The sequence below is a fragment of the Vibrio sp. 10N.261.54.E10 genome, assembly GCF_002877735.2.
Classification (GTDB): Bacteria; Pseudomonadota; Gammaproteobacteria; order Enterobacterales; family Vibrionaceae; genus Vibrio; species Vibrio crassostreae_C.
On the sequence record NZ_MCXE02000004.1, the window covers coordinates 53,597 to 76,801 of the forward strand.

At 40.8% G+C, this 23,205-nt stretch carries 12 protein-coding genes and 9 pseudogenes; 14 read left to right on the top strand and 7 right to left on the bottom strand.

Annotated elements, in window-relative coordinates:
• Positions 1-517: 517 nt before the first annotated feature.
• A protein-coding gene (locus BCU07_RS22640) for an IS3 family transposase (protein ID WP_413286081.1) occupies positions 518-2,052 on the bottom strand; the annotation gives its coding sequence in 2 pieces (ribosomal slippage) (positions 518-1,599 and positions 1,599-2,052; 1,536 coding nt in all).
• 79 nt (positions 2,053-2,131) lie between these two features.
• Between BCU07_RS22640 and BCU07_RS22645 the strand changes: the two genes are divergently transcribed.
• The 4 genes and pseudogenes from BCU07_RS22645 to BCU07_RS22660 all read left to right on the top strand — a co-directional run bounded on the left by BCU07_RS22645 (position 2,132) and on the right by BCU07_RS22660 (position 4,928).
• Positions 2,132-3,253: a DUF1611 domain-containing protein gene (locus tag BCU07_RS22645; RefSeq protein WP_241910036.1), complete on the top strand. Its 1,122-nt coding sequence runs from the start codon at positions 2,132-2,134 to the stop codon at positions 3,251-3,253.
• Positions 3,250-4,375: pseudogene (locus tag BCU07_RS22650) on the top strand (alanine/ornithine racemase family PLP-dependent enzyme). Before BCU07_RS22645 ends, BCU07_RS22650 begins: the two are co-directional and overlap by 4 nt.
• A complete protein-coding gene (gspS2, locus tag BCU07_RS22655; RefSeq protein ID WP_016800069.1) occupies positions 4,332-4,697 on the top strand; it encodes a type II secretion system pilot lipoprotein GspS-beta in 366 nt (121 codons plus the stop codon). Before BCU07_RS22650 ends, gspS2 begins: the two are co-directional and overlap by 44 nt.
• Positions 4,698-4,928 carry a hypothetical protein gene (locus tag BCU07_RS22660; RefSeq protein ID WP_016800070.1) on the top strand — a complete coding sequence of 77 codons (231 nt, stop codon included), beginning with the start codon at positions 4,698-4,700 and terminating at the stop codon, positions 4,926-4,928. It begins immediately after the preceding gene.
• Positions 4,929-4,941: 13 nt separating this feature from the next.
• On the opposite strand, the pseudogene BCU07_RS22665 reads toward BCU07_RS22660, so the two are convergent.
• Positions 4,942-5,301 (bottom strand): annotated as a pseudogene (locus BCU07_RS22665) (hypothetical protein); the annotation flags it as partial.
• A 945-nt stretch (positions 5,302-6,246) separates the two neighbouring features.
• Here BCU07_RS22665 and BCU07_RS22670 point away from each other — a divergent pair.
• Positions 6,247-6,869 (top strand): annotated as a pseudogene (locus BCU07_RS22670) (IS5 family transposase); the annotation flags it as partial.
• Between the two features lie 142 nt (positions 6,870-7,011).
• On the opposite strand, the gene BCU07_RS22675 reads toward BCU07_RS22670, so the two are convergent.
• A complete protein-coding gene (locus BCU07_RS22675) occupies positions 7,012-7,191 on the bottom strand; it encodes a hypothetical protein (protein ID WP_016800071.1) in 180 nt (59 codons plus the stop codon).
• A 174-nt stretch (positions 7,192-7,365) separates the two neighbouring features.
• The gene (locus BCU07_RS22680; RefSeq protein ID WP_102428398.1) at positions 7,366-7,854 is read right to left on the bottom strand and encodes a PadR family transcriptional regulator; all 489 of its coding nucleotides are present in this window, start codon (positions 7,852-7,854) and stop codon (positions 7,366-7,368) included.
• A 494-nt stretch (positions 7,855-8,348) separates the two neighbouring features.
• Between BCU07_RS22680 and BCU07_RS22685 the strand changes: the two genes are divergently transcribed.
• The 3 genes and pseudogenes from BCU07_RS22685 to BCU07_RS22695 form a co-directional block, all read left to right on the top strand.
• Positions 8,349-10,403, top strand: coding sequence for a hypothetical protein (locus tag BCU07_RS22685; protein ID WP_017103569.1), 2,055 nt, complete (start codon positions 8,349-8,351; stop codon positions 10,401-10,403).
• Between the two features lie 406 nt (positions 10,404-10,809).
• Positions 10,810-11,544 (top strand): hypothetical protein, encoded by a 735-nt coding sequence (locus BCU07_RS22690; protein WP_017103568.1) that lies wholly within the window; start codon positions 10,810-10,812, stop codon positions 11,542-11,544.
• Positions 11,545-11,790: 246 nt separating this feature from the next.
• Positions 11,791-11,906: pseudogene (locus BCU07_RS22695) on the top strand (ISAs1 family transposase); the annotation flags it as partial.
• A gap of 465 nt (positions 11,907-12,371) precedes the next feature.
• Here the strand turns inward: BCU07_RS22695 and BCU07_RS22700 are convergent.
• Positions 12,372-13,292, bottom strand: a pseudogene (locus tag BCU07_RS22700) (IS5 family transposase).
• Positions 13,293-13,518: 226 nt separating this feature from the next.
• On the opposite strand from BCU07_RS22700, the pseudogene BCU07_RS22705 reads away from it, so the two are divergent.
• From BCU07_RS22705 to BCU07_RS22725, 5 genes and pseudogenes are all read left to right on the top strand, one after another.
• Positions 13,519-13,689, top strand: a pseudogene (locus tag BCU07_RS22705) (virulence protein VsdF); the annotation flags it as partial.
• Positions 13,690-14,780: 1,091 nt separating this feature from the next.
• Complete coding sequence (locus BCU07_RS22710) at positions 14,781-15,842, top strand: hypothetical protein (RefSeq protein WP_016800079.1); 1,062 nt, start codon at positions 14,781-14,783, stop codon at positions 15,840-15,842.
• 15 nt (positions 15,843-15,857) lie between these two features.
• A complete protein-coding gene (locus BCU07_RS22715) occupies positions 15,858-19,700 on the top strand; it encodes an RHS repeat protein (RefSeq protein ID WP_102428397.1) in 3,843 nt (1,280 codons plus the stop codon).
• A 34-nt stretch (positions 19,701-19,734) separates the two neighbouring features.
• Entirely contained in the window at positions 19,735-21,003 is a 1,269-nt protein-coding gene (locus BCU07_RS22720) for an RHS repeat-associated core domain-containing protein (protein WP_016800081.1), read from the top strand.
• A gap of 568 nt (positions 21,004-21,571) precedes the next feature.
• Positions 21,572-21,913 (top strand): annotated as a pseudogene (locus tag BCU07_RS22725) (recombinase family protein); the annotation flags it as partial.
• A gap of 45 nt (positions 21,914-21,958) precedes the next feature.
• Here the strand turns inward: BCU07_RS22725 and BCU07_RS22730 are convergent.
• Positions 21,959-22,252: pseudogene (locus BCU07_RS22730) on the bottom strand (type II toxin-antitoxin system RelE/ParE family toxin).
• The gene (locus BCU07_RS22735) at positions 22,252-22,512 is read right to left on the bottom strand and encodes a type II toxin-antitoxin system Phd/YefM family antitoxin (RefSeq protein ID WP_017101801.1); all 261 of its coding nucleotides are present in this window, start codon (positions 22,510-22,512) and stop codon (positions 22,252-22,254) included. Before BCU07_RS22735 ends, BCU07_RS22730 begins: the two are co-directional and overlap by 1 nt.
• Positions 22,513-22,722: 210 nt before the next feature.
• Here BCU07_RS22735 and BCU07_RS22740 point away from each other — a divergent pair.
• Positions 22,723-23,169, top strand: a pseudogene (locus BCU07_RS22740) (recombinase family protein).
• Positions 23,170-23,205 lie beyond the last annotated feature (36 nt).

Consider the following 23,205-nt stretch of genomic DNA (forward strand, 5'->3'; position numbering starts at 1 on the left):
AGGCGATAGGGGAAGTCATTCGTGGAATATTATCAGGTCAGTTTATGAGTAAACCTAAAAATCGAAAAGTGAGAGCATCCAAACCTAAACAGACGAGCTCCCAAGCGCAGAGGAAGACTTATCAAAGCAATGCCAACACGTACTGATGAGGAAGTTGAACGGTTTAGGTATCTGTGTTGATATTAGGATGTTAATTGAGTCGATTCTCGGGCGATAACTCACTCTAGTAAGGGCTAATTTTCAAAGTGATAGACGCAGAAGTGTCTTAATATTAACCAACAATAGTCTGGTAAGTGTGTTACCTTGGTTTTTATCCCTACCGCTTAGTAGGGACTTCTTTTCTTTTCCGAACTCGCATCTCGGCACTCCTTAGTTGCCCTCCTAAGCCTCACCGCAGGCTTTAATTATGTCCATTTCAACCCAAAAGTTAAGAAACATCTTCAAATTCACTAGAATTGAAAATTTCAAAACCAACTACCGGTGTTTTTCAAGGTAGTTGTCATCATTTGCTTACTTATTAAGCAGCTTCTCTTTCTGGATTTAGGTGAACGTCACCAACAGGCGCACAGTTCCTGATATCACCAGACCACCGCTCAGGCTTTCGCTGTTTTGCAGCGAGCAATACCTCTACACGACGCTTCAAGATCTCTTTATCTTTTCCATTGTGACGCTCTGAAGGCGTGACGTAATTTAGCTGACTGTGCTTGTGCTCGGTGTTGTACCAGCGTACGAAGGCTTCAACCCAACTTTGGCTACTATCGATTGTTTCAAAGCCTTTCGTTGGCCAGCTTGGCATGTACTTTACCGTGCGGAACAATGACTCAACATACGGGTTATCATCACTGACTCTTGGGCGACTATACGATGAAGTAATACCTAACTCTTCCATTTTTGCTTTGAACGTCAACGACTTCATCGGCGCACCATTATCTGAGTGAAGAACCAGTGCTTGATTGAAGCACTGCTCTCGCATCAACGTTCGTTGCAGAAGTTGTGACGCTAGCTCACCGCATTCATGCTCATACACTTCATAACCAACAATTTTTCGACTGTAGATGTCCTCAATGACATACAGGTAATAGTGTTGGCCTCGAACCTTTGAAGGTAAGTAAGTGATATCCCACGTATAGACTTGGTTTGAGTCCGTCGCTGTGTAACTGGTTGGCTTCGCTTGCTTCTGTCTGCTCCGCTGACGACCTCGCTTGTGAAGTTGCCCCTGCGTACTCAGTACTCGATAGTAGCTCGACTCAGAGGCGATATACTCACCTCTATCAAGCAGTGTCGGGACGATTTGAGTTGGAGGCAAGCTTGCGAACTCAGAGCGGTTACACACCTCGACAATCGCATCACGCTCTTCCTGAGACAGCTTGTTAGCAGGCTCAGGTCTGGTGCATATTGGCCTTTTGTCAGCTTGAACTTCTCCTTGCTGATACCAGCGACGATAGGTTCTCAAGTCAATTTGAACTTCATGGCAAGCTAGCTGTAAACGGCATCCGCATTGCTTCGCTTCAAGGATTAGAGTCACTATGGTCTGCCTTTCATCGGTTGAGGTTAGTCGTCCTCTGGCTCTTCCCCGTAAAAGGCTCTCAGCTTTTTTCTTAGTACCAAGAGAGCGGCCGTTTCAGCGAGTGCTTTTTCTTTGAGTCGTAAATCTTTCTTCAACTCTTTGATTTCAAGTTTGTCAGCTTTAGCCTGCTTCTTTGCTTCAGCTTCCTGCTCTTTACTCGACTTAAACCCTTGCATACATTCGCTGCGCCAGCTTTGGATTTGCTCTGGAAAAAGACCTTTTTCACGACAATATTGGCTGAGTTCACTTTCTGTCATTGAGTAGGTTTCAGCGACAATGGCAAGTTTAGTTTGAGCTGACCACTGCTCTGATGAAGTGTTGCTATTTGGCACGGCGGCTCCTGAACGTCTGAGTTGCTGGCGCCAATTATACAGGGTCGCAGTGCTAATTCCTTCCTCTTCCGACACTTCTTTAACTGACATTGAATAGGGAGGTAATAGCTTCTTCAATATAGCTTCTTTTCTTTCTACTGAGATACGAGACACAATTACTCTTTATCGCCCAAACTGGTTAAATTTTAACAGTGACAACTACCCTGCCAGATAGGGCTACAATGTAACTCATATTGCTCCTTGGCTACCACTTGCTCAGAAAGTGAAACCTGTCATCCCTTCGGCAATTATATATTGCGAAGGTAATTTCGGTGAAATTGATGGTAAAACCGCTAATGGGCTAGTGAGGCATTCATTAAGCTATCGTATTCTATCGGTTATTGATAGTGTATCTGCCGGCTTAGATGCTGGAGAAGTACTTGATAACAAAGCCAATGGAATACCGATCCTTGCCAATGCTGAAGAAGCTATCATTCACGCGGAAAGCATTCCCGATTACTTCATTTTTGGCATTGCGCCATCAAGTGGTTTTTTATCTGACTTAGATAAAAGCATCATTTTAAATGCCATGTCACTAGGAATGAACATCGTAAATGGCTTGCATGAATTCCTAACTGATGATCCTCTATTTTTAGAAGCTAGCTTAAAGAATAACGTTCGAATATTCGATACTCGCAAACCCAAAAGTAAAGGCGATCTGAAAACGTTTAGCGGCAAAATACACAACGTTAAATGTCCGAGAATTGCTGTAATGGGGACGGATTGCGCGCTAGGAAAACGAACAACAGCAACAATATTGGCGAATGAACTGACTAGAAAAGGCCTTAACGTCGTTCTGATTGCCACTGGTCAAACAGGTATTATGCAAGGCGCACAATACTGCGTTGCACTCGATGCTGTCCCTTCACAATTTTGTGCCGGTGAGTTGGAATCTGTCATTGTACAGGCCTATGAAAAAGAAAATCCGGACCTGATTATTATTGAAGGGCAAGGAGCCTTGAGTCATCCTGCGTTTTCAACCAGCGCATTTATCTTACGTGGCAGTTGTCCAGCGGGTGTGATATTGCAACATGCTCCTAAACGTTTATATCGTAGTGATTTTCCTGATTGCCCAATGCCTTCGATTGCTTCAGAAATAAATCTTATCGAAACGTTTTCTAATACCGATGTTATTGGACTAACACTGAATCATGAAGATATGTCTTTAGATGAAACCTGTCGTGCGATAGACAGCTACACTACCGAATTTGGTATACCGGTTACTGATGCATTATCACAGCCTGTCGAACATCTACTGCACATCGTAACGTCAGCCTTCCCTATGATAGCAAGAAAACTGGCCGCAAAAGGGTGAACTGCCCTAGATTAGACATTGATTGTGGGAAGATTCACCATAACGCTCAGTACCTGCTCACTCAGCTCTCACTAAAAAATATATCCGTTACACCTGTAACAAAAGTCTTCCTCGGCCACCCTATCATCGCACAAGTTCTTATTGATGCTGGCGCAACAATGTTAGCCGATTCAAGAATGGAAAACCTTCAAAAGATGACTGAATCAGGCATTGCTATCCCTAAAATGCTGATACGTACGCCCATGCTAAGTCAAGTGGCGAGTGTAATAAAATACAGTGATATGAGTTTAAATTCTGAAGTTGAAGTAATTCAGAGGCTTTCACATGCAGCGGAACAACAAAATTGCCGTCACGGTATCATTATTATGGTTGAGCTTGGCGATCTCAGAGAAGGTGTGATGCCGAATCGCGTGATTGATTTTATCCGAGAGATTATTTCTTTACCGAACATCACGATAAAAGGAATTGGTGCGAATTTAGCCTGTCGGTATGGCGTCGCTCCAAATGAACAAAATATGAATATTCTTTCTGATCTTGCCGATGGAATTGAAGCTACATTTGGGGTCAATCTAGAAATTATTTCAGGGGGTAATTCTGCTTCAGTTAACTGGGCTCTTCAGAGAACAGGCTTAACTCGAGTCAATAACCTTCGTATAGGAGAAGCAATTTTTTTAGGCTGTGAGCCTTTAGAGCACGAAAATATCAAAGGCTTACATACGGATGCGGTTTCTTTGACCGCTGAAGTGATTGAATCCAAGATTAAACCGACTTTGCCTTGGGGAAGTCGGGGGTTAAATGCTTTTGGTGAAAAAGAAAACCTTCAAGATAGAGGGGAGGTATCACAAGCTATTCTGGCATTAGGCCGCCAAGATGTTTGTGTCAGCGGGCTTAAGGCTCCGAATGGGATTAAGATCATGTCTTCAACTAGCGATCACTTTGTCCTTGAATCCTCACAGAAACCACTACTTGTAGGGGAAAAAGTCACATTCAGTTTAGATTACAGTGCGCTCTTATCTTCTATGTCTTCACGTTATATCCATAAATATTTTAAGGCACCTAAAGGGAGAAGAAGCGCATAATGCTACGAACAACAGTAATTTTCTTCGTCAGTGTCATGCTTAACGGTTGTCAGATAAGCCCAATAAAATCTAATGGGCTTGCCGATTATAGAGCGACGGTTATCTCAAGCCAACTGCCACAAGAGTTAGGCTCAATCACACTCGTAAATGCTCAGTCAGAGGGCAATAGTGTCACTCTTATTTTCGTAAAAAAGAAAACTTTGAATATGGACAGCTTAGTAGAAAAAGTCGCCGTTAGTTTTTGTGACAACATCGAAATAAGACCACTATTAGAGAGGGGGGTCTCTTATCGAATCATTACCTTAGGCAAAAATGATAACGTAGAAAGCCTTAACGTCATTTCTCTAGCTAAGTGCTCTAATTGAATGCTCAGCAGTCGAATGGATAAAAGCCAATACGAGTTGTTCAATGTACTAAATGACACTATTTTATTAAGGTTTGACCGCCTTACGCCTTGGGAAAAAAACTTTATCACGGACCTACACCACAAAGCTTTAACTAAGCAGCTCATTTCAACGAAACAAGAACAACTTGTCTTAAAAATTTCAATGAAAGCCTACAAATCAAAGAAGAAAATCGAACATTCCAACTTTTAATTTAAGCCTGTATATACTTAATCGGTTGTTGCTTTCGCATTTGGCTTGGAAAAGAAAATTGCTGGCTGTTGGAAGTCATCAAAATCCATTTCATGAGACTCTGTTGAGTTCTTGTCTTTTTCTCAAATTGAACTTCAAGGTCTGTTTTTCTCTGAATCTGCTTAACACGGCTAAATATCCTATTTTGCGAAGAGACCTCGCAACCCCGGAAGTAGAGAAAATCACTCGATCTTAGTTTGTTATCAAGAATGGCTCAGTTAAGTAACGCAAGCTACATCCAACTACTATCAATCTCTAGTTTGGTTTTGATCCGCCAAATCTCTTCAAGCCGAAAGGAAATGTCGGATAGACGGCACCTGTTACCAGGTGCCACCCTCCTCAGAACCGTGTGCAACTTTCACTGCATACGGCTCAAGCCTCCACAAAGGCACAGTGAAGCACCCAGTAATTAAATCGTTATAGGACTAGAGCGAGACCAAAAGTTGATCGCAACATTAGCTCTTCGTGTTAATTACCTTTGCGATACGCACTTGAAGCTTTAATACCTCGCCAATGAGCACTCAGTAATTGAGAGACCACGGTTCGTTGTAAGAAGATGCACTAATTTCATTCGAAATCATCATTTGCTTTTCTTCTTCAATAAAGTTCTTCAAACTCTTTCGCAACGGGAGACCAGTTAGAAGTCAGCTCGCTTTCGCGCCAGATAAAAATCTGTATCCACTTCATTACAAAGCGGCATTTGCTTTCTCTAACCTCCTTTACCTGCATACCTATCGGCCACCTTCACAGGTAGCTTTCCCATAGGGAGGTATACAGGCTTACCCTGTTCCGTATGTCGCGTAAAAATGTCAACTTAGATGCCCACAATGGTGCGGAGAGTACAATGACCACGAAAGAGCATTGTCCAATCTCTTTCCGACTCTCGTTGCCTTTTGGCTACAGCGTATTAACCACTTCCGCTGTTTCATCACATAACGCGCCTTAAATGGATTCACATTACATTCATCATATTGACTCCCTAGCACTCACCCGATTTTGAGGTTATCAGGAGGAACATCCTCTCACGATTTTGCTCCCGCACAGCCTAACGACCAAGCTTCGTTACGTTGTCAGAGCCGCTGCTTTATTCAGGCTCTTAGGGTCATCTGGTGATACAGATGGTTCACTCTGCGTGGTGAACAACGCTTCATACGACTTCAGGTCGCACGGACAATTATGAGTTAGATAAATTGCAGTACAAATAAAAAGAGGTCTCCTTTACCTGTATTAGTTCCTATTAGCTCTGATAGGTCCCGAGGCGATAAGTGGGGGGACGTAAAGCAAACAGAACCAGCGTGGTAGGTCACGTCGATTCAGTGATTTAGTTATTACTACCACTGCGTTAATGGTGAAACGAGTCTTCTCTATGCCATTGAGATCGCTGCAAGGGTCTATCGATTCAATATTTAGGCTAGCTTCATGTTCCGTTGAGCTGCCCACATAACAAAAGTATCATTCGCCATGCAAAAGAGGTAGATATCTCATCTAAAACAAAAGCAAGAGGCGCAATGCTGTGCCTAGCCATTGAGTAGAGAGGCATCAAGGTTTATGGTGAAGGTAAGTAGGAAGTAAAAACCTTGTTCAGATGGGAAGCTTAGAGTATGGCGAAAGTTACACTTAGCGGTCGATACCAAGACGCCGGAAATCCTTGCTGCTGAGTTAAGTTTATCTAATGTTACCGGTGGAGAAGTGCTCCCGAACTTACTCAAATAAACACGCCGAAGTCTCATAGAGGTATCTGGCGATGGCGCTATGACACGAGGTCTTGTTACTATGCAATTCAGATTAAACTCGCGTTTGAGCTCATCCCCCTCCCGAAATCTCGCGGCTGGTTGTCCGGAGGTGTCCGGTTCCAATAAGTATTGGAAACAGCGGTCTGGTTATCACAAACGTTTACTTTCATAAACTTAGACATGCTCAAAGCGCTGTAGAAGCTTGGGATGCCTGAAACCTGTCGTATTGATTAAAAAGCATATCAAACGGTGAAAAATGGCCTCTAAACTGAATTACGCGACAAAGCGGCCGTGCTTTATTGTCTTCTATTTCACCCATCCTTCCAAAGCGCATCAAATTCTTGGGCTTCAAGGATGTCTTCAATGCGGCGACGAACTTTGGTCTGCTGCTTTAATTTTTCTGGCACGGTTTTACTTGGATATGGTAAGGCGTGGTTGGGTTTAAGCGGTATTTCCATGCGCTGATGGGCTGGTACGGTTCTTTTGTCCATGAGGTGTTCTCCTTATTATGAATCAATCCCACTATTTTAATATTTTGGCTGATGTCGTTCTCTTCAAGTTCATTCTGGGTGCGTGCTTGACGGGGCCAGAATGAACTTGAGGTGTAATGTATTTGGCGATGTGGTCAATTTCTTTTTTAACGACTTTGCTTTGAGTGGACGTTTTCAAAACAAGGTCTTCTGGATGTCTTGGAACCAATCCAAATTCAATTGAACTTCTGCGAGTCGCTTTTTGAGGATAAGGGTTTGACGAGCGTTTAATTGCGGTTGTTTCAAGGTTCGTTCGTAATATTGACATACCGTGAGGGTGGTTTTGATGCTGAGGTCTATCTCACGGCTTAATTCTGTTGGTGCGAGAGAATGATTCATCAATTTTATACAAAACGAATCTCTATGCTGACAGGTGGCCACCGGTGTCGATAGCCAGTTAATTAGCGCTTGTTTACCAAGTTCGGTGATAGTGAAAGCGTTGCCTTTTGAAGCACAGTTCGCATGCGCTTCTATCCATCTTTCTTTGTGTAATACCTTAATCTCTCGATAAGTATGCTGTAGGACGGCGCTCCAATAATGGGATTTGTTGATTTCTTTGGTGACGCTGTAACCTGAGTGGGGGTTTTCATTTAAATACGTCAATATGACGTAACGTAGTGACATCTTTTTAGTTCCTTCAATTATTACAATGCGGTCGGCTTGAATGCGCTGAGATGTTAAGTGAAACGACTTTCATCATTATTGGGGCGATTATTAACCTGACGTCTTTATGCTTCTTCCTGTCAGCTATCGCAAGAGGTTGAAGGGTAATTAATAATTAATAATTATCCGTTTTTTGATTTTGAGTTGTTGATAGGCTTTGTGGTAACCATACCGCTCTTTCCGCTTTGCTACATATAATCTTGTTTTTGGCTAATATTGTTCTAGCTGCATTTTCAACCGCAAGCTCTTTCTCACTTAACTCAGAGTCAAAAACTCTTGGTGTGGCTCATGCTTTTTCCTTGAATTAGTAAAGATGATAACTTTTCAATATAAATAAAACATAAATTATTTAAATGTTCTTATTGATTGATTGAAATAGTCTATTGTCAGTTTTACCAATTTTTTAATTCCATCAAATTTTTCAAAAAATCATATTTTAGGCGGGGGAATGGACAATGAAGTTTAAAATAAGCACTATTGGACTATCAATCGGAGCGGTATTATTTGCCAATAGTGCTAACTCTTTCTATTTTCTTTTGGATGAGGGGGAAGCATGTAAAACTACAACTCTTGAAAAAGAGGTTGATGATTTTCAAGAGGACATCTCACCGATATCAGAAAAAGAAACTTCCATTGGCCAAAAGATTACTAATGAAGAAATTGGTGAGGTTATACCAGAATTTGAAACCGGAGCAATGGAGTTGGCAGAGAAAATTGGTGGAGCTATTGCCGTTGTAAGTGGTGGATTAGAATTGCTTGACGGCATAGAAAATAAAAATGCTGATGAAATCACTGGTGGTGCCGTTCTTTTGGGCTCCTACATAGCCCCGGAAATTGCAGGGGAAGTTATCGGCTCAATCTTCTCCGAGTCAATTGCGGAAGCTATAAACCCAGTTATAGGTGTTCTCATCGCTGAAGGGATTGCAATTTATGGTGATATAAAAATGGCTGGGGTCATCAACAAGATGGAAGAGTCCGATCGCACTTTGATGGGTGTCTACTCAAAAGCAATTGATAAAACAGACGCATCACTACTAAAGCTTAAAAAAATAATCCGAGGTGATAATGATGAGATTTATAATTATGAATATAAACATTTTGGAGAATTAACAGTTGAATTATATAAAAACAGTTTCCACAAATTAGCATATAGATTGATTAATGATAATTACTCTAATAGAGTAGATAAATATTTCAAAGATAACACAGTATCCACCCCAATAACCACGCAATTCGTTTCAAGTGAATTACCAGTAACTATTAGCCACCTAATCGGATTAAAGGAAAATTTAAAATACTGGTATTCAACCTCATTGACAGGGAAGAAATACATAAGCAGTTTCGGACATGTCCAATTAAATAATGCAAATTTCCATCCATCATATGAAGGCACAAACAGCATCCGATTTTCAAAATCGATAAAAAATGTTGCAATACCAAATATGCGTTGGTTGAATGATGTATTTTTCCCAGTTTTAGAGAGGACAGTAGATGTAATATATGACAATAGCGATCATCTTGTTGTTGAATTCAAAGATATGCTTACAGATACAAAATTTATCCATAGTCTTCAGGAGTCAATGATAGCCCCATATAATGATGTTCTAAAAAAATACTATTCTTGGTTATATTTTGGGCATCATATTTTGAAAAACCTTGATTATTCAGAGGTAAAGATTGAAGAAGGTTTTCTTATTTTTATATCGATATTTATGCCAATTGAAAGCTCAATAATTCAAGGCTCTGTCATGAATGATATTAAATCCAAGATTGATGTTGCTCCATTTGTTTTTGCCATAACAAAGTCACTAATTAGCCAAGGCGTCGATGTGACTGATGAGACCAAGTTTACAAAATTAATTAATGATGCATATTCGAAAATTGGAGAGGAACATTCCACCCTTAAAAACAAAATTATGAGTTCTTATCATGCAGCTAAAGACCTGGTTAATACTAAATTAGTAGATAAATCAGAAATTTCATTAAAGCCAATCAGTCAAGAAAAATTAAATTCGCTTATTGAGAAAATCGATAAACATGTGGCTGATGGAAGCCTAAAGAAAAAGGTAGATGTTGCATTAAATGATGCTGTTTCATTAATGAGTCTACAAGGTGGTGATAACTATGAGACATCATTACGATTCATTGATTATGCTCAAATGACTAGCTCTATTCAAAATAGTTACTTTAACGTTGTGGGCGCATTAATCGATAATTACGTGAAGAAACTACAAAAGTTAAGTGATTGGGAAAATGAAGCCGCTGCTGTAATCTTGAGCGATTTACGTGACGACCTGGTTGCGCTAAATAAAAACAGTAAACTCGTAAATTACTCTTCTCAAGAAGTACATAAATATTCAAGTGGAAACTTTGATTGGCTAGCGTTTAACTCAACTCCTTTTTTAGATGAAGATAATAATAAAATAATTAGGTACCTTGATGACACTATCAATTTATGGGTTCCTGTTTCTCAAACAGGACCACCCATGCGTCTGCATCACGCCAATTAGGTCGAATATTGTGATGGGAGCAGGGAAAAAGTATCTTAGATAAAGTTTTAAAAATGATTTTTTTGAGTTGATTAACTAAAAATCAAGACTATAGGAAGAGGCACTAGTTTAATTAAATCAAAGGATAATCCATTTTGATGTCTAACGTTCGAGCGACCTAAGGTTAAGAGCAAGCGTATTTCTCTTGCGTCATGTTATCCAGACAACATTGTAAATACTAATGTGGTTCTTAAAGGTGCAGTGCTAAACAGATAGAAGTGTGGTGAGAGATTTTAAGTCAAATAATCCGAACGTTAGGTGAATATCCGCTTTTGTAGTTTCTGATGTTATTGAGGGGAATTACAATGGGTTGGCTTCTCCTTTCCCCGGATTACCATAGACCAATTACTCCTTGAAGAGGTGAATCATGATGGGAAGAAAATATAAAATTAAATATATTATAAATACATTTTTGATATTGCTACTCTCTGCAATTTCATTTAGCTCGATGTCTGGGAGTCTTGAAATTGATGTAACTAAAATAAATCCAAGTGAATTAGACTCGATCAGGCCGAAAATAATAATTCAAAATGGGGAGGCAAGGCTTTCAAAAGTCGGTTTCTCTACTGAAAAGTTAGTTTTAGATAAACCCTTGGAACATTCAGAAGCTAGGAAAAAGCTATATGAGAATGTAAAAAGTATGCTTGAAAAGAACAAAAATATTTTGGCTGATATTGAGGAAGGTAAAATACCATTTCCAAATGAAAGTACTAAAAGTAGCGTAACAGAGGCTTTGCAGTTCAATGACGATTTTTTAGAAAGTGCCTCTGATACCTTGGGCTCAGATGTAATAGATTCTAATAAATTATACTTTTCAACTTCATATAAAGGTGAAAATGTAGTGATTAGTGAGGTTAAGGACTGGACTGCATTAGAAAAAAGAAGCATATCTCAAGTGATGTCAGACCCCGATAACATTGTTAACACTAGGCTTAATAGACCGGGAGCGGTTAAAAGAGCGAGTGTTGAAAATGGTAGGGAGATAATTCGAGATTTAAAGAAAGGCGGAGGTGAAATAAAGAAGGTTACTGCTTTTATGATCTCGGATGTTCTTGAGACTAATTATCGAAGGATGGGTTTTTCAACACCTAACTGCTTTTAGTTTAAGTGCGTTGCTCACTCTGCCAATTATCCATAATGTCGCCTGATAATCAGATATCAATCCGCCCTCGGTCACGCAATATAATTGGTTTGTCGGTAGGTGTGTTTTTTTGAAGTGTTGACGCCTGGATTGATTGTGTTTGTAAGGTATGATTATGAGAGTGAATACATCAAGGTATGATAAGAATATAGGAAAAGGCTCTCAACTCAAAAATTGGCGATTAAATGAGCGCTTCAACAAAGCCGCTCAAGAGCGACAAGAAAACTTTGGCACATTGAGAGCCAGAGTCCTGGGCGTTAGACGTTATTTTCAAAGAAGATGAGCAACGTTGTATTTATGCAGTAGGCTCGGTGCTGAAATTAGAATTCAAGGTTATTCTTTTTTAATATAATTTACATTAACTTATTAACTTATTAACTTATTAACTAATTTTTTAAATGTAATCATAATTTAAAATTAATTTCTTTTGTTTAATTTTAAGATTATTAGTAATAAAATTAGGGGTTTAATAATGAAACGAGTTATATTTGACAATCATCCTTTATTATCGCAAGAAGAATTAGAAATGTTAGCTATGGTTGTAGGTGGTCGAGGAGAGGAGGGAGGGGCAAGTCGCCCAGGTCGGATTAAAAATGATCGTGATTTAGATCGAGCTGGAAGCAGGTGGAATTTGCGGCTTCGTTAGGAATAAATTTTATAGGATAATTTTGAGGTTCTCAATTTCCAGTTAGCAATTTCTCCGTAAATCCTCGCCCGCTTTTAGGGCGAGGATAGGCTTTGTTGCGTAATTAAATTTAGAGATAGAGCTACTTCGTTTCGTGTGTTTCTTAGTTAATACGACAAGCTTTAGGCATACCTAACCCAGTAAGCTTGTTCAACGCTTTTATCATCGCGTAAGTCTCACCCACCTGCGCATTGTAATTTCTTAAGCTCAATCGTCCTCTTAGTAACTGTTTAACTCGATACATCGCTGTTTCTGAGAGTGAACGTCTGTGGTATCCATACCGCTCTTTCCAATACTTATTTGAGCCGTATAACTTCTGGCTACCCACGGCGAGATTTCGAGGATGACCACGTTCCCAGAAGGCAGCCCCTTCTCTTGGGGGAATAAGCGCAACGGCTCGCTTAATCTCAATAGCAGCGTGACATGCTCTCGTGTCGTAAGCGCCATCACCAGACACCTTAAGGATACTTCGGCGTGTTTGTTTCAATAAGTTAGGGAGGACTTCTCCATCTGTAACCGTCGATAAACTTAGCTCGGCTCCAATAATTTCATGAGTGCTTGTATCAACGGCAATATGCAGCTTTCACCAGACTCTACGCTTGCCATCTGTCCCGTGTTTTTTGACTTTCCATTCACCTTCGCCATAAACCTTTAGGCCAGTCGCATCAATGGCTAGGTGCTGTATCGCTCCTTTCGTTTTTGTCTTAAATGAGACCTCAACTTGCTTTGCTCTACGACTGATGCAGGTGTAATGCGGACAGTTTAATGGAACATGGGCCAGTCTAAATATCGAGTTGATAAATCCTTGTAACGCTCTCAGTGGCATAGAAAACACGCGTTTCACCATGAGTACTGTCGTGATAGCTAAATCACTGAATCGACGTGGCCTACCGCGCTTATTCTGTTTGCTTTGCTCCCACCCGCTAATCGCCTCTTCATCAATCCAAAAGGTCAGAGAGCCACGGTTAATGAGTGATTGGTTGTATTGCTGCCAGTTGGTTGTTTTGTAACGAGGTTTAGGCATAGAGCTACGAGTGAGAGTGGAGGTAGCTGATCAGATCGTAGGTTCTTGATTTAGTTCTATTGAATTACGCAACAAAGCCTATCGGCATAGCCTGCAGGCTTTTGAATGGCGAGGAAGTAGATATAGCCAGAGAGTTTTTCGTTACAGCTGGTACGCACAGATTTGAGTCGGTTGAAACTGTTATAGCTATAAAGCGTATAACAAAGCTCTACATTTAAAGTCTCATATGCACCGCAAGCATGGTGTCACGCTGAATCCTAAAAAGGACATCAAGCCACTACTTGCAGTTGCCAAGAAATCGCGTAAATACCAATGGTTGAAGTAATATGATTCAATCGCCTTCCAGCAATCTGTGCTTAATCTTCACCAAGGCTTTAATAACTTCTTTAATCCGAAGTAGAAAGCGAAGTAGAAACGCGACAGAGGCTCCTTCGGGGCGAGTCCAATACACGGCAGAGGGATGAGCCTAATACTTAGTGGGAGAATCTGCTAGTTCTATGCCAGAGGAAGACATAAGTCGTAATCGAGTGAGTGTTACCACCCAACCCTCAGATTTCTTCTTTTCGAATCAGGGCAGGTAAAGCTCTCTCTAAACTTGGGGCCAGTTCAATTAGCCCGCTTGGGGTTTTCCGACCTAGAATTAGGTTTAATTATGCCGAAAGGTTATGCAAAAAGGAGCGTATGATTTGCCTTTTGCCGTTGTAGAAGACTAAGAGCTATAAGGTTTATCACGTCTGACGTAGGCTAAGGTCGCCCTTTCACGAATTAAGGAGGGCGTTAAAGGGAGAGGTTCTAGGCGGGATCGGCGAAGTTAAGGTGAACACCGTAACAATCTGAGCATGTGTGAATGCCAAATCAAGTGATGTGTTCTGCTGGGGTTCTGAGCAAAATAGGAAAAAGAAAAAAACGACATATGAGATCGTTGATGGTTACTGTCATGGAAGCTGGCCGGGAGCAAATAATGAGAAAATAAAACACTGCTCTCAACGGATCTTGTGGGACTTCCCTTTCGATATCAACCTCTAATCCATCAAGTAACGAGCTTAAAACCTAAAGAACATGAGTACTGCTGAGGACATTTTTCTGTTGAGATGTAACCAGTTCCGCTATTGGCATGCAAGATTCCCAAATCGTCTACTAATTAGATGGAGGATGAATTTTTCGGGGAAATGTGTTCAATACCCCAATCAGCTGTAAATCGTAGAACGATTAACAAGGATGCCGTGTTCGGCCAACGTATAACTTAGATTGGCAGAGCTCAAAGTCGTAGAGGCATACCAGCGAACACACCAAAGAAGGAGGTTAGGGCGAAGTTTTGCCATTTGAACTCAAAGTTGGCCAGAGGGCGGGATTCGTTAAAACTCTCTTCTGTATATACATTATTACTGCGCTTTTCTAAATTTTTCATTATAAATTATAAATTAATTATTATAAAAATAAAGATTAAATATATATTTTATCATTGTGATAAAATATGGGATATAATATATGAAATTTCTAAAAACAAATTCATTTAAAAAACTATGTTTACTCGCTTTTTTATTTAATATTAATAGCGCTTTTTGCTCTTCCACTGGACCTAGAGAGGAACCTTTTTCGAGGCTTTATCTTGAAGGCACCTATGTGAATTTATCGCCAAATTCTAAAATATACGCCAATAATAGAATGCAGGCCGAAATTGAAATTTATTATCAGTTGAAATCTAATTACACGTTTGACAATGTAAGTCTCAAAAAACTCTATACGGCGGAAACGATTGACTCGCTCTCCGTCTCAGATTCTCACAGCGGGTATGTATTAGATATCAGGCTTGAGGATGGAAGTAACCGAAACAGACGAAGAGAAGGCTATAGGAGTGTTTCTAAGTTTGTTTCAGGTAACCGTGCAGATGTTTATCATCTGTGTGTCCAAGCGACGGCCACCAATAATATCACTGGTGAATCTCTTACCCAAAATACTTGTAATGGAACCACAAACAAATCTTCTGCCATCGTCGAATTGTTGACCCCAAGAACCTTTACCAGTTCAGATTTTACCTACGAAACAAGCAATAGCGGATGGAGTGATGGGGCCATTCTTCATCTCAAGAAGTATAAGCCTAACAATTTTACGCTCCAGAAAGTTTGGCAAGAAGGGGGGCTGAGATTTAATAATGACCACCATAGGTTGCTGGGGACTTATAGCAACAGCCAGTCCTCTTCCGCCTTATACTGGATATATGATACAGATGCTGGCCATATCAACATACCATTTTCAACTACCTATGACACTGGCTGGAAAGACCGGGTTGTCTATGGCGATCTCAATACAGATGAGGCCATTATATTCGTCAGCTCATTTGGGCGCGGTATTTACAGCAGCAACTCTGCTAACATCTCTAAAGCATTTCCTCCCTATGACTGGAACCAAAGTATTAGTCCTGATGGAAAAATAGTGTATTTCGAAGATAAATTTGGCAATAGAGGATACTTTAGTTTTTCAAGAACTAGCTACAATGATTATTTCGAGGAAGGGTACTATTTAAGAAGAATACATAGTGAACATAATTAATAGGTGATTAATAAAATGTCTTTTTTATCGAATGCACATAACTTCTCAATTATTAATAATTCAGGTGTCGATCCTAGGACTGGGGCTTATATATGTTCAATAAGGCTCGCTGATTTTATATCACATAAAACCGTAGGTTCTCCCATTTCCTTGGTATTAAACTATCGTGCCGAAAGTGTTCGAGATGAAGGGTTTGGGAGAGGCTGGCTTCTTTCTTTCAGTCGTTTTGACAAAGAAGATAGTATTATTTACCTGAGCTCAGGACAAAATTATAAAGCGATTTATAATCATCAGACTAATGAATATAAACTCCCATACAGAAAAATTAAAGATATTAAGTTACTCTATTCTCTCAGTAATAATGAAATTAATGTTATCTATAAAAGTGGGATTGTAGAATCGATAGACTATGAAACGGGAGCCTTGAAAAAGATCACCTCCATCCAAGGCTTGGAAACAACATTCCACTATAGAGAGAGTGACCAAACTAGCAAATTGTGGAAAATAACGGATGGCTCAGGAAGAGAATTACGGATAGATTATTGGTCTGAAGACTTAAAAACAACGGTCACACAGGTTGTAGGTGGAGAAACCTATCAAACACTGGTTGTTGATAAAGAAAGCAATGGTATTTATAAAAGATTAACAACGCTTCATTTACCTGATGACGAGTCGAATATCACTTTTGAGTACGAATACCTGAGTAATATTAACTATGATCTCCTGACAGTCTTTTCTCATCCCAGTGGCCTGAAAGAAATCCTCACTTACCAAAATGAAGGGCACAGCTTTCCGAGCGGTGGGCCGGTCAGTAAAGTCCCTTATGTGACTATGCATCGATTTGTCGCTGGGAATAATCAACCTGACCGAGTAACAAACTATACTTATTCAGATAAAAACTATCTCGGTTTTGCTAGTGAAGCCGCGTTCGTCAATGGAGAAGATACTCTATTCAAATCTAGGAGTGACTATGAGTATAGTAGTGTCGAGAAAATAAATAGCACGCAATCCATAACACGGTCTTATAATAAATATCATTTACAAAAATCTATAGAATATCGCCACAATGAGGTTCTTTACAGAAAAGAAGAGTACGTTTATTACGCGGAGATAAATACCAGTATTGAGCATCAACCAGCCAATTACTCATTTCTGAAGGAAAAACATGAAACTCACTATGAAGATTCTGATTCTAGAACGTTTGTCCATAAGTATCAGTACGATGATTATGGGAATCAAACCTTAATTCGAGAGGTAAATGGTGATCAAACGAAGCGAGTCTATTACACCTCTTCAGGAGAGGGTCAAGCATGCCCTCCAGAGCCTAATGGGTTTGTTGCCTTCCTGCAGGAAGAAACTTTCCAGCCAGCTTCCTCTATTACTAGTCATGAACAAGAGAGGAAAAGTGTCTTCACCTACCAATCCTTACCCCGCATCGGAGGAGGCAACTTTGTCGTCCTTAAACATGAAGAGAGCTCTCTGAGTCGTGTAGATTATGTTTACTTTAACAATGTTGAAGAGCTTACTCATGGTCAATTACAAAAAACCTCTACTTTTATCAATGATTTTGTTTCACGAAAGGACTTGTCGTACCGTTATACCGACCAAGATGTTGAAATTACAAGCGCACTAACAACACATGATAATTTAGTCGTTACCACCCAAGTCAAGCATGATTTAAAGAGTGGTGAAGCCGTTCAGTGGGTCGATAGTGAAGGAGTTATCTCAAGTTGTCGATACGATCTTCTTGGTAGGCGGACTCGAGAGATAAAGGCGGAAGGGACGGATTATGAAGCGGTAGTGAAGTATGTCTATCGTGTTGGTGATGGGCTCAATCAATTGAAGAGCATAGAGCCTACCGGTATCCAAAGCGTCGAAGACTACAACAATGCAGGCAAGGTCATTAAGACAAAACGAAGTGATCTTAATGGTCAACTCATCGTGTTGAGTGAACTCAGCTATAACAGCCTGGGTCAATTGATTGAGCAGCAAGAATTTGATAACTTTTCGACCAGTTCTTCAATGGTAACTAACTACGAATACGATGCCAGAGGCAACCTTAGTAAAATCACCCACCCAGAGGGAAGGATAGAAGTCATCAAGCAAAACCCCGTCAAGATGACTATAAACTATTCGATACAAGGTTTGCTTTCAGAAATTCGTTCTTTTGATTTAATGGGTAACTTATTAACAAAGGAGCTGCTCAACAGTCATGGGAAACGGTTAGCGTTTTTCCAGAATACTTATGATGCCTTAGGCAACTTGGTGTCGAGCACAGACCAGAAAAGTCATACTGTTGAATACACCTATGATACCGCAGACCGAGTTGTTTCAACACGTCAAATCTACGATGGTGAAACGCTTGAAATATCAAAAAAATACGTCCGTTACAGCCATGATCTTTTGCCTGTTGAAACCAGTGTTAATAATAAAACCATTGGGATTAGGGTGTATGACGGGCTATCTCGCATGGTATCTGAAGTGTCGAGTTCTGGAACTGAAAAACAGTCTTTTAGCGGGGCTTCTCCAATTCCCACGAGGGTTGTTATGGCGGATGGTAATGAACTCGAGATAACGTACAATAAGTATTTGAAGAAAGCCACGGCCTATAATGTTTCAGGCAACGAAGCGTTGAATGTCACCTATCACTACGACGCAAAATCTGGTCATCTAGTACGTGCAGAGAATAAAAATCTCATCAGTGCTTATGTGTACTTTAAAGATGGGATGACGAGAGAGGAGATGGCGTTTTTCCCCAATACGTCTGTTAGACTTTTTAGCTTTGAACAATATCACCTTTCAGGCAGGCTGGATTTTAAGCACGATTATTTTGGTAACGTCGTTAGATACAGCTATGACCGCTACGGAAGAATGTTTTATATCGAATATATTAAGCAAGATTCGAATAATGAGAGTGTCCATACATTCAGCACTTTAAATTATGATCACTATAGTCGCTTGGTCGGATGTGATACTTATAGGGGAAATGATCACCTTCAAATTAAACTAGAATTAAACGATGTCGGACTAGAAACGAAAAGAAGTGTTCATCTAAACTCTCAATTACAGTTTTCTTTGCAACAAGTTTATAACGATGAACTTCAAATCAGCCTAAAGACACTCGAAAGAGACAACAAAACAACGGTTGAAAAAATGTCATACGATGATTTCCATCGACTAGTTGATTATCAGTGTGATGGCTTTGAACACCCCAAAGATACATTTGGCAACAAAATCATTCGACAGCAATATAGTTATGACTTGTACGGCAATATAACCAAACTTATCACGTTTTTTTCAGACGGTACCGACAATATTTGTACATATACTTATGATACTGATGACGTGGTGCGTCTTACGTCAATCTCTAATACCCACATTAGCTACTCTGAATCGGCTAACTTAACTTATGACACATCAGGAAACATAACTAAAGATGAGCGGGGGGCGCTTTATCATTATGACGCTCTTGGTCAATTGAATTCAACTTCTCTGCCTATTAACAACAAGTCTTATCAATTCGAATACGACGCTCAAGGGCGTGTAGTGGCGCAAATTGGGCAAGACGAACCCAAGATGGAGCTTTATTATCAAGGTGACCAGATAGTCAACGAATTATACGATGGATGGCACACTTGTTACCATAACGTGGGTGGTTTATGGACGGACCGTACTATTTCTTCGTACCTCAAGTTTAATATCAGCCCTTCAAATTATGATACCTCGGTGCATCTTGCTGAACATCAATACTTACTAGGAAACGCCCAACATAGTGCTATCGCTACTCTAACCTCACACCATGGCGATGATACTATTTCGACAGAATACAAAATGTACACCCCCTATGGACAAGGTTGAGGTGAAGGCGTGATTTATAGAGGAAATGTTTATCATGAATAAGAATTATGGTTCATCCGGTGTTAATCAAAGATATATAGATCTATCAAAAAGAACTTTTATCAAGTATTCCACCTCATTGGCTGCTTTATCCCCGTTTATTTACTTTACTCCAAGATTTCTCTTAGCTGGCGAAGCCTTTAAATCAAAATTTGAATCTTCAGGGTTAATTGTGCCTGTTAAATTTTCTCAGAGTCGGTTAGGTTTTAATGGCGAACGTGAGATTAGCGACATTGGTTCAGGGCTATATCATTTAGGCAATGGTTTTCGGATTTATAGTTCAGGTTTGACTCGCTTCCATTCTGCAGATGTGTTGAGTCCTTTTGGAGAGGGAGGGAGTAACTCCTATAGCTATTGTTTTGGCGATCCTGTGAATTTGCGTGATCCCAGCGGAAAGTTTGCGATATCCAGTTTAATTATAGGGGCGATTGTAGGGGCAATTCTAGGGGCGGGCATCTCCGCAACTGCAGAAGGAATTCGTGCGATAGTGACGGATACGCATTTTGAATGGGAACAAGTTGGGATTGGGGCCGCACTTGGCTTTATCTCAGGAGGATTTGGCGCGGCAGCAACGGGAGCAAAAACCAGTGTACAAGTGGGCCTCGCGATTGCTGATGCTTCTGTGTCAAGTGCAGTTAGCTTTGGTCTTGAATTGGCGACTGGCTCAAGTGCCAAAGATGCCGCTTTAAATGCGGGAATTGGGGCGGTAATAGGCCTTGTAACGTTTGGGGCAGGAAGAGGGATCGGGGTGGCTCGTAGCAGAAGAGCATTGATGGCTACACGACGCCAAGCGATGGAGATGGTTGAGTTAAGACATTGGTCCCCTCTTGAAGATCTCACGACCATAACAAGGCAGCGCTCACCAGGTTATCAAAGAACAGCAGCTATCTACAGGAGCGCCGACGATTATGTCTACAGCCATGGGGGGATTGGGTTAACCATGACGCCAGATGGTTTTAAAACAGCTGGACGGCTTGCGGAGTATCTACCAGAGGGCGCGCGAAGCGTTCAGAGGTTTAATTTGCAAACCTGTTTCGGGGCGACCGGAGGAAGCATGTTTTCTCAAGGGCAGGCTTTAGCCAATCATCTAAATACTAGAGTGGTTGCTTGGCCAGGTAACTACGTCCGCAACCTACCCGCAACTTCAGGGAGAGTGTTCAGACCTCAAGCCCCTGCATTAGCCAGGGTGACCAATAGCTTCAATACCGCGGCTGGTAACCTGAATAAACTCGTCATTTATGGTAGGAATCCGTCTTGGTTATGATAGTTAGAATGACAGTAATTTTTAACTAATGTGCTTTTTTACAAAAAATCTAGAGGTAAGTTGGTGGGGATAGGGGTTGTTGCCAAATTTGGGTAAAAGTAAAAAACTTCTGTCTGGCCTTTTGCCGAGTCCCGTCCTATGGCTAACTTTTATTTCAAATGGAAACATAATATTCTCCCAGTTTGGTTGTTTATTTCATTATTGTAGCGGATTACTACAGGTGGATGCCGGCATTGCAACTGAGCTTGAAGCAGCAGCGAGTGAGAGCGTCCGGTTATTGGTTCTTTATCATCGAGGGGGAATTCACGCTCAAGCGATAATGTAACACTCTTCTTGTCTGGGCCTTCATTAGTATTAGAAGTGCTTATCTCACTGGCATATGACACTTTTAACATTGAAGGTTGCAACCCGATCGCTGTCGCATTCGCAATGAGCAACCTAGGCTCGGTATCACCTTGTTGAACAAAACCAGCAGAACGGGCTGGTAGGAGTAACTCTAACTCGAGGGGCGAGTCGTTGGGGATGATGCTTAAAATCGGTGTGCTTGGCTGCCCACTTTGGCTTGATAGGCAAGATAAAATGGCGACCACTTAAGTTAGGTGTGTTAGTAGAGGGGATGACGAGCGGAGATTGCATTGTGTTTGCTGAAGTCAGTCGAATTGCACGTTCAACGTTACAAGTACTAGAGGTACTCGAAGTGTGCATGAAAAAGAAAATTAATGTCTATATTGCAAAGGAAAACTTACAGTTATATGGCTCGAGGCAATCTCATATCACCGCTAAGGTGCTAGGAATTGCGGCAGAAATCGAGCGTGAGTTGATCTCGCTGAGAACGAAGGAAGCGCTCGCCGCCAGAAAGAAAAACGGAATGATTCTCGGAAGACTGAAGGGCCAAGCCGAGAGGGTGAAGCGCCGAGTACGCTGCGTGACTATATGAAGCTAAGGGTTAAGAGAGTTATGAAAAGTGTTTGGCGGGAGACATGTGCTTACCAAAAACGGCTGCAATAATGAGGAGCTCTTGTTTTCGAATGTAGTAAATCACATGGTGCTTCGAAGGAAAGCGGAAGTAGTCTTGGCCCAACTCTGAAACTTCTATGCCGATCAACTTATTGCTAGCCAGTAATTCCATTGATTACTTTAGTTCTGAAAAGTAAGTGGTCCATTGTGTTTGCCCCCATCGCTCTAATGTATAGCGACGAATATCAATGAGATCAGACTGCGCTGCATAAGAAAGCTTATATTGCGTCATTAATCAAATTTACCTTGGTCAAGTGCATTCATGAAATCGTCACCGTCGACTAGGTTATCTGATAGAAAATCGGCCTCTGCTTGTTCGAAGCGCGATTTCACCACCATCAATTTCAGGGCTTCAAGTTGCTCATATTCTTCACAAGACATCATCACCGCAACCGGTGAACCGTTCTTATTGATTTGTACGGGTTCACGTTGAGCCTTCATTAGTAAATCGCCAAATTTAGTTTTAGCTGTATTAGCAGTAAGTGATTGCATAATATTCTCCTTTTCGTTCATTATAAACGAATCTAACGCTTTAACTGATTTGTATGATTTTAGTTATACGGTTAATCCAATGGCGTGTCCATAAAGGTGTAATTTAGTGGATACGACTTGTTACCCCTCTCAGAACTGTCCAGTTAGTCTTTTAAATGTATATGTACACTTAATTAAAACTATCTTAATGTTCACTTTAGGGTTCATTTCATGAAAATTGGCTATGTCCGTGTCAGTATTCAAGACCAAACGCTCGACGTTCAACTTGAACAGGTTAAAGCTATAGGTTATGAAAAATTCACCAAGAGCAAGCGAGGGGGGGAATCCCCAGAGAGAGAACTGCTTAACCTGTTGCTGGACTTTGCGAGGGAAGGGGATGTTATTCACGTTACTAAAGTCGACCGTATTTTGATCGTAATACCATTGATGCTTTGCAAATTGCTGAGCAGCTAGCGAGAAAGAAAGCCGGTTTGGTCTTTCATTACTTGGGCGATTTGGATATTAACAGTGATGTGGGCAGAGCGCGCGCTCAGAAGGGAGGCACCTCTAAGACGCTCACCAACTCATTCAAGAGATTGCAAACCAAGGCATGAATAAACTGCGCTCAGTAAAGAGTTAGGGTGTAGTCGGACGACTGTTTATAAGGTCTCGGGATAAAAGTGTAGGTGAATTTGTAAAAAATCGTATTTTGCA